This window comes from Streptomyces sp. 11-1-2 (assembly GCF_003595545.1).
Lineage (GTDB): Bacteria > Actinomycetota > Actinomycetes > Streptomycetales > Streptomycetaceae > Streptomyces > Streptomyces hygroscopicus_B.
On sequence record NZ_CP022545.1, the window covers coordinates 10,515,597 to 10,528,909 of the forward strand.

Sequence of the window (13,313 nt, forward strand, 5' to 3'; positions counted from 1 at the left end):
TGTGGCCGGCCCGATTCGGTAGCGGCGCATCGCACCAACCGCACCGAACATCACCCATATACATACATTACGCCCGTCAGGGGTGACGGCGGCGTCGGTACGCACATGCTCGTTGTCGGTGGCTGTCGGTCGCGTTGTCGGTGGCGTGTCGGCGGAGTCTGGAACTTTTCAAGAGATCCTGCCGAATGCCCATTCGGCAGGCGTGCGACAACAAGGAACCAGCATGACCACTGACGTCACGATCATCGGTGCCGGACTCGGCGGCCTGACGCTCGCCCGCGTCCTGCACCTCCACGGCATCCCGGCCACGGTCTACGAGGCGGAGATCTCTCCGACGGCGCGTGCGCAGGGCGGGATGCTCGACATCCACGAGGACAGCGGACAGCCCGCCTTGCGGGCGGCCGGCCTGATGAACGAGTTCCGTAGCCTCATCCTGGAGGGCCGCCAGGCGATACGGGTTCTCGACCTGGACGGGACCGTCCTGTTCGACCATGCCGACGACGGCACTCGTGGCAACCCCGAGGTGCTGCGCGGCGAGCTGCGGCAGATGCTCCTCGACTCGCTCCCGGCCGGCACCGTCCGGTGGGGCCACAAGGCCAGCGGTACCCGTGCCCTCGGTGCGGGCCGCCATGAGGTGACCTTCGCCGACGGCACCACCGTCACCACCGGCCTGCTGGTCGGCGCCGACGGCGCGTGGTCCCGAGTCCGGCCACTGCTTTCCGGTGCGGCACCCGAGTACATCGGCATGTCGTTCGTCGAGACCTACCTGTTCGACGCCGACACCCGGCATCCGGCCGGCGCGAAGGCGGTCGGCAGCGGGTCGCTGTTCGCGCTCGCGCCGGGCAAGGGATTCCTGGCTCACCGGGAGCGGGCCGGCACCCTGCACGCCTACATGATGCTCGCCCGGCCGCGGGACTGGTTCGCGGACATCGACTTCACCGATTCCGCCGCGGCCACCGTACGGATCGCGCAGGAGTTCAACGGCTGGGCACCGGAACTCACCGCGCTGATCGCCGACGGTGACACCGCACCGGTCCTGCGGCCCCTCTACGCCCTGCCCATCGAGCACCGGTGGGAGCGGCAGCCGGGGGTGACCCTGCTCGGCGACGCCGCCCACCTCTCGCTCCCGAACGGCGAGGGCGCCAACCTGGCCATGTACGACGGCGCCGAACTGGGCAAGGCCCTCGCCGCGCACCCCGAGGACGTCGAGGCCGCGCTCACCGAGTACGAGCAGGCCATGTTCCCCCGCAGCGCCGCGGCCGCCACCGAAGGAATCCAGGTCCACGAGATGTTCTACGGAGCGGGCGCACCCCACAGCCTGATCAACATGATGACCGGCCACGAGCAGACCCCGTGAGACACCGGCCGAGGGAACCCAGGGTGGCCACATCCGCCCCAGGTCAGGGGTGTTGGAGCCGGGCGTGCAGGAGGCAGAACACGTTGCCTTCCGGGTCGGCCAGGACGTGCCAGTTCTCGGTGCCGGTCTGGCCGACGTCGGCGGGCCTGGCGCCGAGAGCGAGCAGCCGCTCCAACTCGGCGTCCTGGTCGCGGTCGGTGGCGTTGACGTCGATGTGCAGGGGGAGCTTCCCGGTCCGCGGGTCGCTGTTGGGGCTGAGGACGAGGGTGGGCCGCAGGCCGCCGAAACCGGTGTCGGGCGGCCCGATCTCGATGCTTCCGTCGTCTTCCCGGCCGAGTTCGACGTAGCCGAGGACCTCGCTCCAGAACGCGGCGAGCCGCTCGGCGTCGGCACATTCGAGGACCAGTTCACTGATGCGGCAGGCCATGCCCGTCAGTGTACGTAGACAACCCGAGAGCCGGCCGGCAGCACGTCGCCCCGCCACATGGCGACGGGGCGGTGTGCCAGGAGGCGGTCAGATGCGGTCGGCCGCGATCAGGAGGTACTGGAAGGAGCCGTCCTTGTAGGAGTTGATGAACGCTTCCTCAATGCCGGTGACCAGTGAGGACGTGGCTCGCAGCTCCCAGTACGGCAGGGTGGCGGCGGTGAGGTCGATGAGGGCCTGCGGTACGAGCCGGTTGTCGGCCATGGCGCGCAGATACTCCCGGCGGGAGTGGATGTTGCACTCGAAGTGCGCGTTGATCTGGGAGACCCACTTCGAGGGCTGGCCGTAACGGGGGTTCCAGCAGCCGGTGATGGTCACATAGCGACCGCCGACCGCGAGGATGCGGGAGTGCTCGGCGAAGAGGTCGTGCAGGTCGACGTACATGCTCGACTCGTTGTTCCACGAGGCCGCGATCTGCCCGGTCTCGAAGGGCGTACCGAGCATATTGCAGACACGGGCGTGGACATGGTCCTCGATGCCGAGCTCGCGGGCGCGCTGGTTGGCGAAGTCCGCCTGCTTGGCCGACAGGGTGACGCCCTCGACCTTGCACCCGAAGCGCTGGTGGGCCATTACCATCGAGCCACCGCGGCCGCAGCCGGCGTCCACGAGCGTGTCGTCGCGCTCCATGGGGCCGAGGTGGTCCAGGAGGAGTTCGGCCTGTGCCGATTCCAGGCGGTGGAGTTCGGCGATCAGCTTCTTCTCGGATGCGCTGTCGTCCGCGTCGCCGAGGGCGGTGCGGTCGACAGCGCCGATGCCGTAGTGATGATGGTAAAGGCCGTCGACATCGCCGAGACGCAGGTTCACCGGCCTGGCCTCGCCGTCCCAGTAGCGGGCGATGTCCCCCTGGTAGGGCGTCACCGGGGCGGGGATGAACACGGAGGCGGCGCTGGTGGAGATGGCGGCGTCGGTGGTGAGGTCGGTACTGGTCACAGATAAGTCCATTCTTCTTACCAGAAGTCGGGCAGGCTGTAGCGAAAGGTGTTGGTCTGGTGCCAGTAGTGGTTGCCGTCGACCCACGCGGCCACGCCCCGTAGAAAGCGCTGCACGCTCGGGACGGGGCAGGCGGCGGCCAGAGCCGCGGCTTCGGCTTCGAAGTCGTGCATGAGGTCGTTGTGGACGTCGACCGACTTCAGATAGGCCTCGCGGTCGGAGATGCCCTCACGTTCGGCGATCACCACGGGCAGGTTCAGGTGATGCCCGGGGGAGGCGAGTTCCTTGGTGTACGAGTACAGGTCGTTCACGATGGTGGTGGCGTTCCCGGCGAGCGCGATGACGCGCTGCATGGCGGGCGTGGCGTGCAGGTCCGCCGGCAGCTCGTAGCCGCCGACGGTGTCCGTAATGGTGGGGCAGGGGCGGAAGTTGTTGAACTGGCGCATCGCCAGGTATTCCCACACCTCGGGCACGTGGTCCGTCTGGGCCCAGGCGGCCTCGGCGAGGTACCCCATGTGCAGACGGGCCATGTCGTGCCGGTACCGGTCCGCCTGGGAGGCGCTGGCCGCTTGGGCGAAGTACTCCATGGCGGAGCGGTACGCGCGCCGGGGCGCGTCCGAATGGAGCGACTCCGCCCACCGCGGCTGGTACTCCTCCGTCGTGTGCAAGGGGTCGAGGGCGGTGTGCGCCAGCAGCAGCCGTCCGCCGAGGCCGATGGGCGATCCTCCGTGGTCCTCGCAGTAGCAGTCGTCCACCGCGTTCTCGGCGACCATCAGGCGCGTGGCGAGCATCAGATGGTCGACGGTGGGAGCGTCCGGATGGCAGGCGACCATATAGCGCCCCACGGAGAAGCCGTCGAACTGGTCTTCCCAGTCCTCCGGGTACAGATCGACCTCGTCCAGCGCCCAGGTCTTGATCCTGCGGCTGACCTCCTCCACCCGCACCGGGTCGGGCTCCGGCACCGGATGGTGGTAGAGGCCCGGGACCGGGGTGCCTTCCGCCGGAGCCGTCGGCGGCTCCACCGGCTCTACCGGCTCCACCGGCGCCGACGCGCCCTCGCACCGGGCCAGGTGCAGGCCCACCGTGCCCAGGCCACTGGGGCCACGCAGGATCCGACCCAGGTCGGCGCCCGCTGTTCGCACCTCGGCGGCAGGAATGTCGGTGGGAGGTGCACCGGTGGCAGGGGCGTCGGCGGGAGGCGATGCGGGCATGGACGGCGCGGGGGATCTGCCGCCGCCGAAGGCGGTCCTGATGTCGCGGGCGCGGGCGGCGGCCTCAGCGAGGACAAACGCCCCGGAGTGCGGACCAGCCGCGGGCGGGCTCGGCTGCGGAGGGGAAGGCTCAGGCGCGGGCATCCATAGCTCCTCGGTGGGGTGGGTGGCTGTCCCGGATCACGGGCATGCTCGGCCGGCTGGGAGCGCCGGGCTCTCGTAGCCGCCGGGCAGGGCAGGACCTCTAGTCGCGGCTGCGGGCGATCTGCACGTTCTCCAACACACCGAGCGCGTCCGGCACCAGGATGGCGGCGGAGTAGTACGTAGTGACGAGGTAGGAGATGATCGCCTTTTCGTCGATGCCCATGAAGCGCACCGACAGACCCGGTTCGTACTCCTCCGGCAGACCGGTATGGCGCAGACCGATGACGCCCTGGTTGTCCTCGCCGGTGCGCATGACGAGGACCGAGCTGGTGTTCTCCTTCGTGACGGGGATCTTGTTGCAGGGCAGGATCGGGACGCCGCGCCAGGCCGGGACCTGCTGCCCGCCCAGGTCGACGTGGGTCGGGTAGAGCCCGCGGGAGTTGAACTCCCGCCCGATCGCCGCGATCGTCCTGGGGTGCGCGAGGAAGAACTTGGAGCCGCGGCGGCGGCACAGCAGCTCGTCGAGGTCATCCGGGGTGGGCGGGCCCGAGTGGGGCTGGATGCGCTGCTTGAAGTCGGCGTTGTGGAGCAGGCCGAACTCCCGGTTGTTGATCAGCTCGTGCTCCTGGCGCTCACGCAGTGCCTCGATGGTGAGCCTGAGCTGCTCCTCGGTCTGGTCCATCGGCTCGTTGTAGAGGTCGGCGACCCTCGTATGGATCCGCAGAATGGTTTGCGCGACGGAGAGTTCGTACTCGCGCGGCTTCAGTTCGTAGTCGACGAACGTGCCGGGGAGCGCGGGCTCGCCGGTGTGACCGGCCGCCATGGCGATCTCGGCCTCGCCGCGATGGTTCTGCGCGTGACCGCGCAGGGAACTGAACTCCCGGATGTGCGCCTGGAGGCTCGGCGCCGCGGACAGCACGGCGGCGAAGTCGGCGCGGGACAGGGTGAGCAGGGTGCCGGCGGTCTCGGCGGTGGCGGTGTAGTCCCACCGGGCCTCCGCGTTCAGCAGAGCGCCCTCACCAAAGCGGTCGCCATCGGCCAGTATGGCGACGGCGGTCTCATCGCCGTACGGTCCGACGGAGGTCTGGCTGACGCGGCCGTGGGCGATCAGGTGGAACTCCTCGGCGGGCCTGCCGCGCTCCACCAGCGTCTCGCCCGCGCGGAAGTCGCGCTGGACGCAGCGGTCGGCGATGGCGGTCAGCACCTCCACGTCCTCGAAGCCACGCAGCAGGGCCAGCTCGCCGAGTTCGCGGGGGATCACCCGGACGTCGGCACCGTCCTGGACGAACTCGACGCGCCCGTCGCCGACGGTGTAGCTCAGCCGGCGGTTCACCCGGTAGGTGCCGCCCTCGACCTCCACCCAGGGGAGGGTCCGCAGCAGCCAGCGGGAGGTGATCCCCTGCATCTGCGGGGCGGACTTGGTCGTGGTGGCGAGGTTGCGGGCGGCCGCCGTGCTCAGGCTGGACTGCCGAGGCGGCTCCAGAGGCGCTTCCGAGCTGGTACCAACAGTCATCGGGCGAGCTCTCCTTCGTGAGGGCGATGGCTGGCGTGCGTGCGCGTCACCGGCAAAGAGGAAAGGAGGGGGGAAACGTCCGGGAATCCGTCCAGACCTGGGGAACAGTAGCGGCCGGTGCGCCCATTCGGCCTCGGAGAGCCGCTGGCATTAACTCGATAAGATGACCGTGCCCCGCCCGTGGTTTGCCCCGGTGGCCGACGGTATTCGGACGCGGTCACGGCACGTGGGTGTCGAGACGGGCGTGAGCGTCGGCACGGGATGCGCCGCCATCGTGCGGGATCCTGCCCGCTCTCTCCCCGCCCCAGTGATCAGTCCACCCAGTCGTGACTGGCTGTTTTCCACCGGGCGGGCAGCCGCTGGGATGAAGCTTCCATGGACACGCGGGACGCCCGAAACCGCTTCGCCGCTTCCGCCACTTCGAAAGGCCCTTGATGACTACGCCACGCGCACGCTCGTTCATGCAGGTCGACGTGTTCTCCACGAGCCCCTATCTGGGCAACCCGGTCGCCGTCGTCCTCGATGGGGCGGAGATCACCGACGAGGAGATGCGGCGGCTGGCGCGCTGGACGAATCTGTCCGAGACCACGTTCGTCCTGCCCCCGACCACGCCGGAGGCCGACTACCGGCTGCGGATCTTCACCCCGGGAGGTGAACTCCCGTTCGCCGGGCACCCCACGCTCGGCTCGGCGCGCGCGTGGCTGGACAACGGGGGCGTGCCTCGGCACGCGGACCGCATCGTGCAGGAGTGCGGCGCCGGCCTGGTCACCGTGCGCCGTGGTGATGGCACCTTGTCGTTCGCCGCCCCGCCGCTGGTCCGCGGCGGCGCGCTCGACGACGCGTACCTGAACCGGATCGTCGCCGCGTTCGGTATCGAGCGGGATCGTGTCATCGCCCACCAGTGGGCCGACAACGGACCCGGCTGGGCCGTGGTCCAGTTGCCCACGGCGGAGGAGGTGCTCGCCCTCGAACCCGACCTGTCCCTCATCCCGGACGCGATGGTCGGCGCGATCGGTGCCCACCCCGAGGGATCCGAGCACGACTTCGAGATGCGCACCTTCGCTCCCGGCGTCGGCGTGGCCGAGGATCCCGTATGCGGCAGCATGAACGCCTCGGTCGGGCAGTGGCTCACCGCCACCGGTGCGGCGCCGTCCGCCTACCGAGTCTCCCAGGGCGCGCGCCTGAGCCGGGCCGGGACCGTCGACGTCATCGCCGACGAGGACGGCACCGTCTGGGTCGGCGGCGCCGCCACCAGCTACATCCGGGGCACCATCACCCTCTGACCTGCTCGGTTCTCCGCGGCGACCGCGCCTGCGCCTTCGGCCTGTTCGGTCCGGTGCCGAGCCCCGGTCACCTGCGGTATGCAGGCGGGTCTCCTCGCTCGGGAGGACCGCGGGAAGCGCACTTGACCGTCGTCTTCGCCGGCCCCATCGGAACCTGACACCAAGGAATACCCACTCATGAGCTCCACCATCGCCACCACCCCCGCCGGCCGCGCCTTCATCAGCGACAACATGGCCGGAGCATCCCCGGAGATAGTCCAGGCCGTCGCCGACGCGGCTGCCGGGCAGGTCCTGCCGTACGGCAACGACCCCTTCACCGACAGCGCCCGCCGCAAGCTGAGCGAGATCTTCGAGCGGGACGTCGATGTCTTCATGGTCTCCACCGGGTCCGCCGCCAACGGTCTGAGCCTGGCCGCCCTCACCCCGCCGTGGGGCAGCGTGCTGTCCCACCCCGACAGCCACATCAACCACGACGAATGCGGCGCACCCGAGTTCTTCACCGCCGGTGCCAAGCTCGTCGGCGTTCCCGGCGACAACAGCACGATCGACCCCGATGCGCTGTATGCGGCGGTACGTCGCAAGGCCGGTGACGTGCACAGTGTGCAGCCCTCCGCGGTGAGCATCAGCCAGGCCACCGAGCTCGGCAGCGTCTACACCGTGGCGGAGATCCGCCGCCTGTGCGCCATCGCCAAGGACGCCGGGCTGCGCGTCCACATGGACGGCGCGCGCTTCGCCAACGCCCTGGACCACCTCGGCGCCACCCCGGCCGAGATGACCTGGAAGGCCGGCATCGACGTGCTGTCCTTCGGTGCCACCAAGAACGGTGCGATGACCGCCGACGCCATCGTCTCCTTCGACCCCGAACTCGCCACCGAGCTCGGCTTCCGCGCCAAGCGCGCCGGCCAGCTCGCCTCCAAGATGCGCTTCCACGCCGCCCAGCTCGACGCCTACCTCACCGACGACCTCTGGTTGCACAACGCCCGCCAGGCCAACGCGATGTGCGCCCGGCTCGGCGACGGTCTCAAGGCCATCCCCGACATCGGCCTTCTGGTCACCCCCAGGCCAACATCCTCTTCTGCCGCCTGCCCCAGCACGTCACCGAAGGACTCCTCGCGGACGGCTACGTCTTCCACCACGACCGCTGGGAGCCGGGGACAGTCCGTTTCGTCACCACCTTCACCCACAGCGCCGACGACATCGACCAGCTCCTCGACGCGGTCCGCCGCCACGCCCTCTGACGGGCCGGGCTGGAGGCGGCGTACCGGGCTTCGGCAGGCGCGGCCCTTATCTCCCGTGCGCCGGGGCGGTCGATCAGCGCGGTCGCGTTGTCGGCCACGCCCGGGGGTACGGCACCCGGAGCGCTTCCGCCGGGACGGGGGTGTGGTCCGCGGCGGCCTGGAGGCGGCCGTCGCGCAGCACGACGGCGCCGCTGCCGAGCATGGTGTCGATCAGCTCGGTGGCGAGTGCCTCGGGTGTGCGGTCCAGGAGCCGTGCGGCGTCGGTCAGCCACGCACGCGCGGACAGGTAGGGCTCGACCTCGCCGGCCGGGATGCCGCCACGGATCATCAGGGCGAAGGCGAAGATCCGCCGCGCGCCGTACCAGACGGCTCCGTCCGGGTCGTCGACGAGGCGCTGGGCACGGCGGAGAGCGGTGGCGAAGGCCGCGCCGGGATCTGTGGGGATGGGGCCGTGGGAGGGCAGGATCACGCGGGGGCGAGGCCGGCGATCCGCTTGAGGGAGGTGAGCGCGGTGGCGGCCGCGTCTGGGCCGTCGAGGGCGAGGTTCACCCGGCCGACGTCGTAGTCCGACAGCGCGTCCCCGACCACGAGGAGCCGCACCTCGGGCTGCCACAGTGCCAGGTGGCCGGGGGTGTGCCCGGGGGTGCGGACGACCTCCCAGTCGGTGTCGCCGAGCCGGATGAGCTGTCCGTCGTCGAGCGGCATGTCGACCGTGTACGGGGCGACCGGCTGGTCGAGGTATTCGGCCGCGCAGCAGCCAGGGTCCCTGCGGGCGATGGCCTCGGCTTCCGGGACTCCGGCGGCGATGGCGGCACCGTGGGCCTGGAGGAGGGCGTTGCCGCCGACGTGGTCGGAGTGCTGGGGGCACCCCCGGACGAAGTCTGGGGGAGGGTGTTCACGACCAGGGCGATGTCTCCCGTACGGGCGCGTGCCCAGGCGGCGGTCTCCTCGGCGTGGCCGACGAAACCGCTGTCGACCAGGGCGGGTTGCCGCCCGTGGAGCAGGAGCGTGTTCGCGTCGGGAAAGGGCGTGCGCCGCCAGGTCACCCAGGCCGGGAGCCGCTCGGCGTCATCATCCATGAACAACCTCCGTGTCAGCGATCAGCGCTTTGGAACGGGCGATTCTCATCGCCCGGGCCGAGCGGGACATCCGGGCCCTGACCACAGTGGCCCGGGAACTCGGCCCCTCCTCGACGCGGCGGTGAGCAAGCACTAGTGACCGCCCGCGTTACGGAAGCGTGGCCACGAACGTCCCGAGCCGGGCGATCCCCTCGCGGAGCTCGTCGGCCGACGCCGCGTACGAGAGGCGGACGTGGCTGTCCGCCGTGTGGACGCCGAAGTCCCTGCCCGGAGTGAGGGCGACATGTGCCGATTGGAGCGCCCGTTCGCAGAACTGCCATGAGGTGAGCCCCGTGCCGCTGACGTCGAAGTAGACGTAGAAGGCGCCGTCGGGCGGGACGGGAACCGGCAGTCCGATCCGTGCCAGGCCGTCGAGGACGAGCGCGCGCCGCTCGGCGAACTCGACGCGGCGGGCCTCGCAGACCGCGAGCGACTCGGTGGTGAAGCAGGACAGAGCGGCATGCTGGGCGGGTGCGGAGGCGCAGAGGAAGTAGTTCTGTGCCAGGCGTTCCATCGCCGGTACGAGCGTCTCGGGTACGACACACCAGCCCAGCCGCCAGCCGGTCATGCCGAAGTACTTCGAGAAGCTGTTGATGACGACGGCGTCGGGGTCGTACGACAGCGCGCTGCGCGGAGACCGGCCCTGTGCGTCATGGTCACTGAGGTTGAGGTAGATCTCGTCGACGATGCGCCATGCGCCGCGCTCGCGTGCGACGTCACAGATCGCCGCGAGTTCGTCGGCCGGCACCGAAGTGCCCGTCGGGTTCGAGGGGGAGGCGATCATGATCCCGCGGGTGTGGTCCGTCCAGTGCGAGCGCATCGATTCCGCGTCCAGCTGGAAGCGGGTTCCGGCCGTGGTGGGTACGAGCGTGACGCGGGCACCGAAGCTCTCGGCGATCTGCCGGTTGCAGGGGTACGACGGGTCGCCGATGAGCACTTCGTCGCCGGGATCGACGAGCGCGGCCGTGGCCAGCACCAGGGCTGCCGAGGCCCCCGCCGTCACGACGACCCGGGAAGCAGCGACCTCGACACCGTGCTCATCCTGGTAGAACCGCGCGATGGCCCGCCTCAGCGCAGGCAGTCCGAGGGACTCGGTGTAGGGCATGGGCCGTCCGTCCATTGCCCCGCGCATCGCGTCCAGGACGGCCGGGGGCGCGCCGAAGTCCGGCTCGCCGATGCTGAGTTTAACGATGTGATGCCCCTGGGCCTCCAGCGCGGCGGCCTGCTTGCCGAACTCCATGGCGTAGAACGGGGCTACGGCCTGGGCGCGCTGCGAGATCTGTATGGTGCTCATGCCGCGACCTCCGGCTCGATGGCGGACGGAACTGCCAGGACGATGATTCCCTTGGGCTTCGGCGACTTCACCGCTCGGATCGCTGCACCCGGATCAGCGTCTGCTGCCCGTTGGCGACGAGCTTCCGCCCGCTGTCCTGGACACCGAACACCTCCAACTGGCAGACGGCCAGGGTACGTCCGGACTTCAGGACGGTCCCGACCGCCTCGATGTGGTCACCGGCGGCGGGCGCGAGGAGGTTGATCTTGTACTCGACCGTGAGCACCTCGGCGTCCTCGGGGAACAGGGTGAGGGCCGCGTAGCCGCCGGCGCTGTCCGCGATCGCGCTGGTGGCGCCCGCGTGGACGTAGCCGTGCTGCTGGGTCACCTCGGGGCGGGCCGGGAGCACGATGTGCACGCGGCCCGGCGCGATGTGCGCTATCCGGGCCCCGAGGTGGCTCATCAGCCCCTGCCGGCCGAAGCTGTCCCGGATACGCTCGCGCACCTCGGGGCTCGCCTGCTCCTGCTGCGCCTGGTCTTTCACGTACTGCTCCTTCAGCGGACATCGCATGGTTCGTACGGACAGGGCGGGTTCACGAGCCTGCCAGGCGTTCCACCAGCAGGAGACCGCCGATGGCGATCATCATGACACCGGAGACCCGGGTCACCGTCCGGGCCGCCGAGGGCCGGGTCCTGAGCACGGTACGGGCCAGAACGCCGACGGTGAGATAGACGGCCGCGCAGGCCGTCATGTGGACCGTGCCGAGCAGCCCGGTCTGCGCGGCGACGGGCCAGCCGCCCGAGGGGTGGATGAACTGCGGGAAGAGCGAGAAGTACAGCAGCAGCGCCTTCGGGTTCAGGCCGCTGATACCGGCCCCCTTGAGCGCGATCTGCCAGCGTGAGGAGGCCACGGTCTCGGTGGACGCGGTCAAAGTGGCGGGCCGCCTCAGTACGCCCCAGCCCAGCCACATCAGGTAGGCGGCCCCGGCGACGGTCAGCACGGTGAGGACCGTGGCCGAACTCGCCACGATCACGACCAGGCCCGCCACGGCGAGCAGCGTGTACCCCGCGTATCCGGCTATCAGCCCGGCGACCGCCGGGACGACCGAACGGTCTCGCAGCCCGGCCGCGATCGCATAGGCCCAGTCCGCGCCGGGGGTGAACACCAGCAGCAGGTCCACTGCCAGGAAAGCCGCCACCGTCGTCGTGTCCATCGATCGATCCCTCTCACATTCCTTGCTCTGAGAGGGAAGATTACGTGCGATCTGCCCGAAAGTGTTTGCGCTCCAGCCTCGTGATCGCGTCGAATGAGGGAGAATCTTCTCCATGGACGCCTTGGACCGGAAAATTCTTACCGAGCTGCAGCTGGACGGCCGCCTGACGATCACCGAGCTGGCCGCCCGCGTGGGGCTGAGCGTTTCGCCGTGTCACCGCCGCTTGCGGGACCTCGAACGCGAGGGCGCCATCCGCGGCTACCGCGCCGTCGTGGACCCGGCCGCCGTCGGCCTGGACTTCGAGGCCGTGGTCTTCGCCACCCTGCGCTGGGAGGACGCCGACACCGTCACCACCTTCGAAGAGGCCGTGGCCGCCATCCCGCACGTCATCCAGGCCCAGCGGCTCTTCGGCGAACCCGACTACCTGCTGCGCGTCGCCACCACCGACCTGGCCGCCTACCAGCAGCTCTACGACCAGCGGCTGGCCAAACTCCCGGGCGTTCAGCGCCTGAACTCCACCCTCGTCATGAAGAACGTCGTCCACGACCGCCCCCTGCCCCAGTAGCCGCTTGTCCCCGAAGCCCGTTGCCAGGACAGGACTGGACGGGACTGGACGGGACTGGACGGGACTGGACGGTGCAGTGCAGGGTCACAGCGCACCAACTGGTCCTAAAATGGGTTGGCTTGGGGCCGACGGGGGAGGGTGACGAGCGTGGAGTTGGCACCGAAGTTAGTTGTGATCGCCTTGCTCTGCTGGTTGATCTATGCCCTGTTCGTATGGATCCGCGGCATCGTGCACCGGCGGCGGCTGCCGGAGCTGTCGGTCGCCCCGGGCCAGGTGGAGATGTATCAGGGGCAGGCATTCCGCGAGATCTGCCGACGGGCGGCGAACCCGGGTCGGCGCGTGATGATGACCGACTACTTCGCCCGGCGAGGATGGAATCGGGCGGACGCGATGCGCGTCCTGGCCGAGCCGCTCAAGCACAAGCTGATCGATGTGGAGGGTTGGCGGTTCGGCAGTTACAGCGTGACGTACAAGGGCTGGACCGAGTACGAGGGCAAGTTCATCTGGACGGGAGGCGAAGGGGTGCACATCTCCACTGGACCGGGCGGCTTCGTCGTGGCGAACGTCAACAGCCATCATTCGGTGGTCCACGGCGGCTATGGCAACCGGGCGAACGCGTCTGACATCCCCCATCAGCAACTGATCGACGCCCTGCGTACGGACGCGGACACCGCGACGTCCGATGAGGCGGTAAGGGCGCGGGAGTACGCCGACGACCTGGCCGCGGCCGTCGACGCGCAGGATGCCGACAGGACGGCTCGCATCCTCGGAAGGATCAACGCCCTCCTGTCCACCGCCACGGCTGCCTTCACCCTGGCCCGCGGACTCCTGCCACCCGGCTCGTAGCGCAAAGGTTCTGGAACAGGGCTGCTCGCCCGGATGATCGCGAGCGCGAGGTCAACGTGTCCGAGGGCCGCACCCGCGGTGGTGATGCCGCCCGAATCGATGACCATCCGGCTCTGATCGAGCTGGACCCCCGCGTA

General features: G+C 69.8%; 13 protein-coding genes. 5 read left to right on the top strand and 8 right to left on the bottom strand.

Features of this window, described 5'->3' with window-relative positions:
- The first annotated feature begins 223 nt into the window (after positions 1-223).
- The gene (locus CGL27_RS45035) at positions 224-1,357 is read left to right on the top strand and encodes an NAD(P)/FAD-dependent oxidoreductase (RefSeq protein ID WP_078645900.1); all 1,134 of its coding nucleotides are present in this window, start codon (positions 224-226) and stop codon (positions 1,355-1,357) included.
- 43 nt (positions 1,358-1,400) lie between these two features.
- Here CGL27_RS45035 and CGL27_RS45040 read toward each other — a convergent pair whose 3' ends face one another.
- The 4 genes from CGL27_RS45040 to CGL27_RS45055 all read right to left on the bottom strand — a co-directional run bounded on the left by CGL27_RS45040 (position 1,401) and on the right by CGL27_RS45055 (position 5,639).
- Entirely contained in the window at positions 1,401-1,784 is a 384-nt protein-coding gene (locus tag CGL27_RS45040) for a VOC family protein (protein WP_078645901.1), read from the bottom strand.
- Between the two features lie 87 nt (positions 1,785-1,871).
- The gene (locus CGL27_RS45045; protein ID WP_107439187.1) at positions 1,872-2,783 is read right to left on the bottom strand and encodes a geranyl diphosphate 2-C-methyltransferase; all 912 of its coding nucleotides are present in this window, start codon (positions 2,781-2,783) and stop codon (positions 1,872-1,874) included.
- Between the two features lie 5 nt (positions 2,784-2,788).
- Positions 2,789-4,126, bottom strand: coding sequence for a family 2 encapsulin nanocompartment cargo protein terpene cyclase (locus tag CGL27_RS45050; protein ID WP_119993413.1), 1,338 nt, complete (start codon positions 4,124-4,126; stop codon positions 2,789-2,791).
- 100 nt (positions 4,127-4,226) lie between these two features.
- Positions 4,227-5,639, bottom strand: a complete 1,413-nt coding sequence (locus tag CGL27_RS45055) for a family 2B encapsulin nanocompartment shell protein (RefSeq protein WP_119993415.1) — start codon at positions 5,637-5,639, stop codon at positions 4,227-4,229.
- Positions 5,640-6,073: 434 nt separating this feature from the next.
- Here CGL27_RS45055 and CGL27_RS45060 point away from each other — a divergent pair, with 434 nt between their 5' ends.
- Entirely contained in the window at positions 6,074-6,922 is an 849-nt protein-coding gene (locus CGL27_RS45060) for a PhzF family phenazine biosynthesis protein (protein WP_119993417.1), read from the top strand.
- A gap of 177 nt (positions 6,923-7,099) precedes the next feature.
- Positions 7,100-8,725 (top strand): beta-eliminating lyase-related protein, encoded by a 1,626-nt coding sequence (locus tag CGL27_RS45065; protein WP_346345773.1) that lies wholly within the window; start codon positions 7,100-7,102, stop codon positions 8,723-8,725.
- Here the strand turns inward: CGL27_RS45065 and CGL27_RS53690 are convergent.
- The 4 genes from CGL27_RS53690 to CGL27_RS45085 all read right to left on the bottom strand — a co-directional run bounded on the left by CGL27_RS53690 (position 8,626) and on the right by CGL27_RS45085 (position 11,765).
- Entirely contained in the window at positions 8,626-9,210 is a 585-nt protein-coding gene (locus CGL27_RS53690) for an MBL fold metallo-hydrolase (RefSeq protein ID WP_346345790.1), read from the bottom strand. The two genes, CGL27_RS45065 and CGL27_RS53690, sit on opposite strands and share 100 nt — an antisense overlap.
- Before the next feature lie 177 nt (positions 9,211-9,387).
- Complete coding sequence (locus CGL27_RS45075; RefSeq protein ID WP_205587970.1) at positions 9,388-10,563, bottom strand: pyridoxal phosphate-dependent aminotransferase; 1,176 nt, start codon at positions 10,561-10,563, stop codon at positions 9,388-9,390.
- 76 nt (positions 10,564-10,639) lie between these two features.
- Positions 10,640-11,095 (bottom strand): PaaI family thioesterase, encoded by a 456-nt coding sequence (locus CGL27_RS45080; protein WP_119993421.1) that lies wholly within the window; start codon positions 11,093-11,095, stop codon positions 10,640-10,642.
- Between the two features lie 49 nt (positions 11,096-11,144).
- Positions 11,145-11,765 carry a LysE family translocator gene (locus tag CGL27_RS45085; RefSeq protein ID WP_119993423.1) on the bottom strand — a complete coding sequence of 207 codons (621 nt, stop codon included), beginning with the start codon at positions 11,763-11,765 and terminating at the stop codon, positions 11,145-11,147.
- A gap of 112 nt (positions 11,766-11,877) precedes the next feature.
- On the opposite strand from CGL27_RS45085, the gene CGL27_RS45090 reads away from it, so the two are divergent.
- Positions 11,878-12,330, top strand: a complete 453-nt coding sequence (locus CGL27_RS45090) for an Lrp/AsnC family transcriptional regulator (protein ID WP_119993425.1) — start codon at positions 11,878-11,880, stop codon at positions 12,328-12,330.
- A gap of 147 nt (positions 12,331-12,477) precedes the next feature.
- The gene (locus CGL27_RS45095) at positions 12,478-13,176 is read left to right on the top strand and encodes a hypothetical protein (protein ID WP_119993426.1); all 699 of its coding nucleotides are present in this window, start codon (positions 12,478-12,480) and stop codon (positions 13,174-13,176) included.
- Positions 13,177-13,313 lie beyond the last annotated feature (137 nt).

What these genes read in the sequence shown, in the direction of transcription:
- CGL27_RS45035 (WP_078645900.1), top strand. Translation starts at nt 224, where the DNA reads ATGACCACTGACGTCACGATCATCGGTGCCGGACTCGGCGGCCTGACG.
- CGL27_RS45040 (WP_078645901.1), bottom strand. Translation starts at nt 1,784, where the DNA reads ATGGCCTGCCGCATCAGTGAACTGGTCCTCGAATGTGCCGACGCCGAG.
- CGL27_RS45045 (WP_107439187.1), bottom strand. Translation starts at nt 2,783, where the DNA reads ATGGACTTATCTGTGACCAGTACCGACCTCACCACCGACGCCGCCATC.
- CGL27_RS45050 (WP_119993413.1), bottom strand. Translation starts at nt 4,126, where the DNA reads ATGCCCGCGCCTGAGCCTTCCCCTCCGCAGCCGAGCCCGCCCGCGGCT.
- CGL27_RS45055 (WP_119993415.1), bottom strand. Translation starts at nt 5,639, where the DNA reads ATGACTGTTGGTACCAGCTCGGAAGCGCCTCTGGAGCCGCCTCGGCAG.
- CGL27_RS45060 (WP_119993417.1), top strand. Translation starts at nt 6,074, where the DNA reads ATGACTACGCCACGCGCACGCTCGTTCATGCAGGTCGACGTGTTCTCC.
- CGL27_RS45065 (WP_346345773.1), top strand. Translation starts at nt 7,100, where the DNA reads ATGAGCTCCACCATCGCCACCACCCCCGCCGGCCGCGCCTTCATCAGC.
- CGL27_RS45085 (WP_119993423.1), bottom strand. Translation starts at nt 11,765, where the DNA reads ATGGACACGACGACGGTGGCGGCTTTCCTGGCAGTGGACCTGCTGCTG.
- CGL27_RS45090 (WP_119993425.1), top strand. Translation starts at nt 11,878, where the DNA reads ATGGACGCCTTGGACCGGAAAATTCTTACCGAGCTGCAGCTGGACGGC.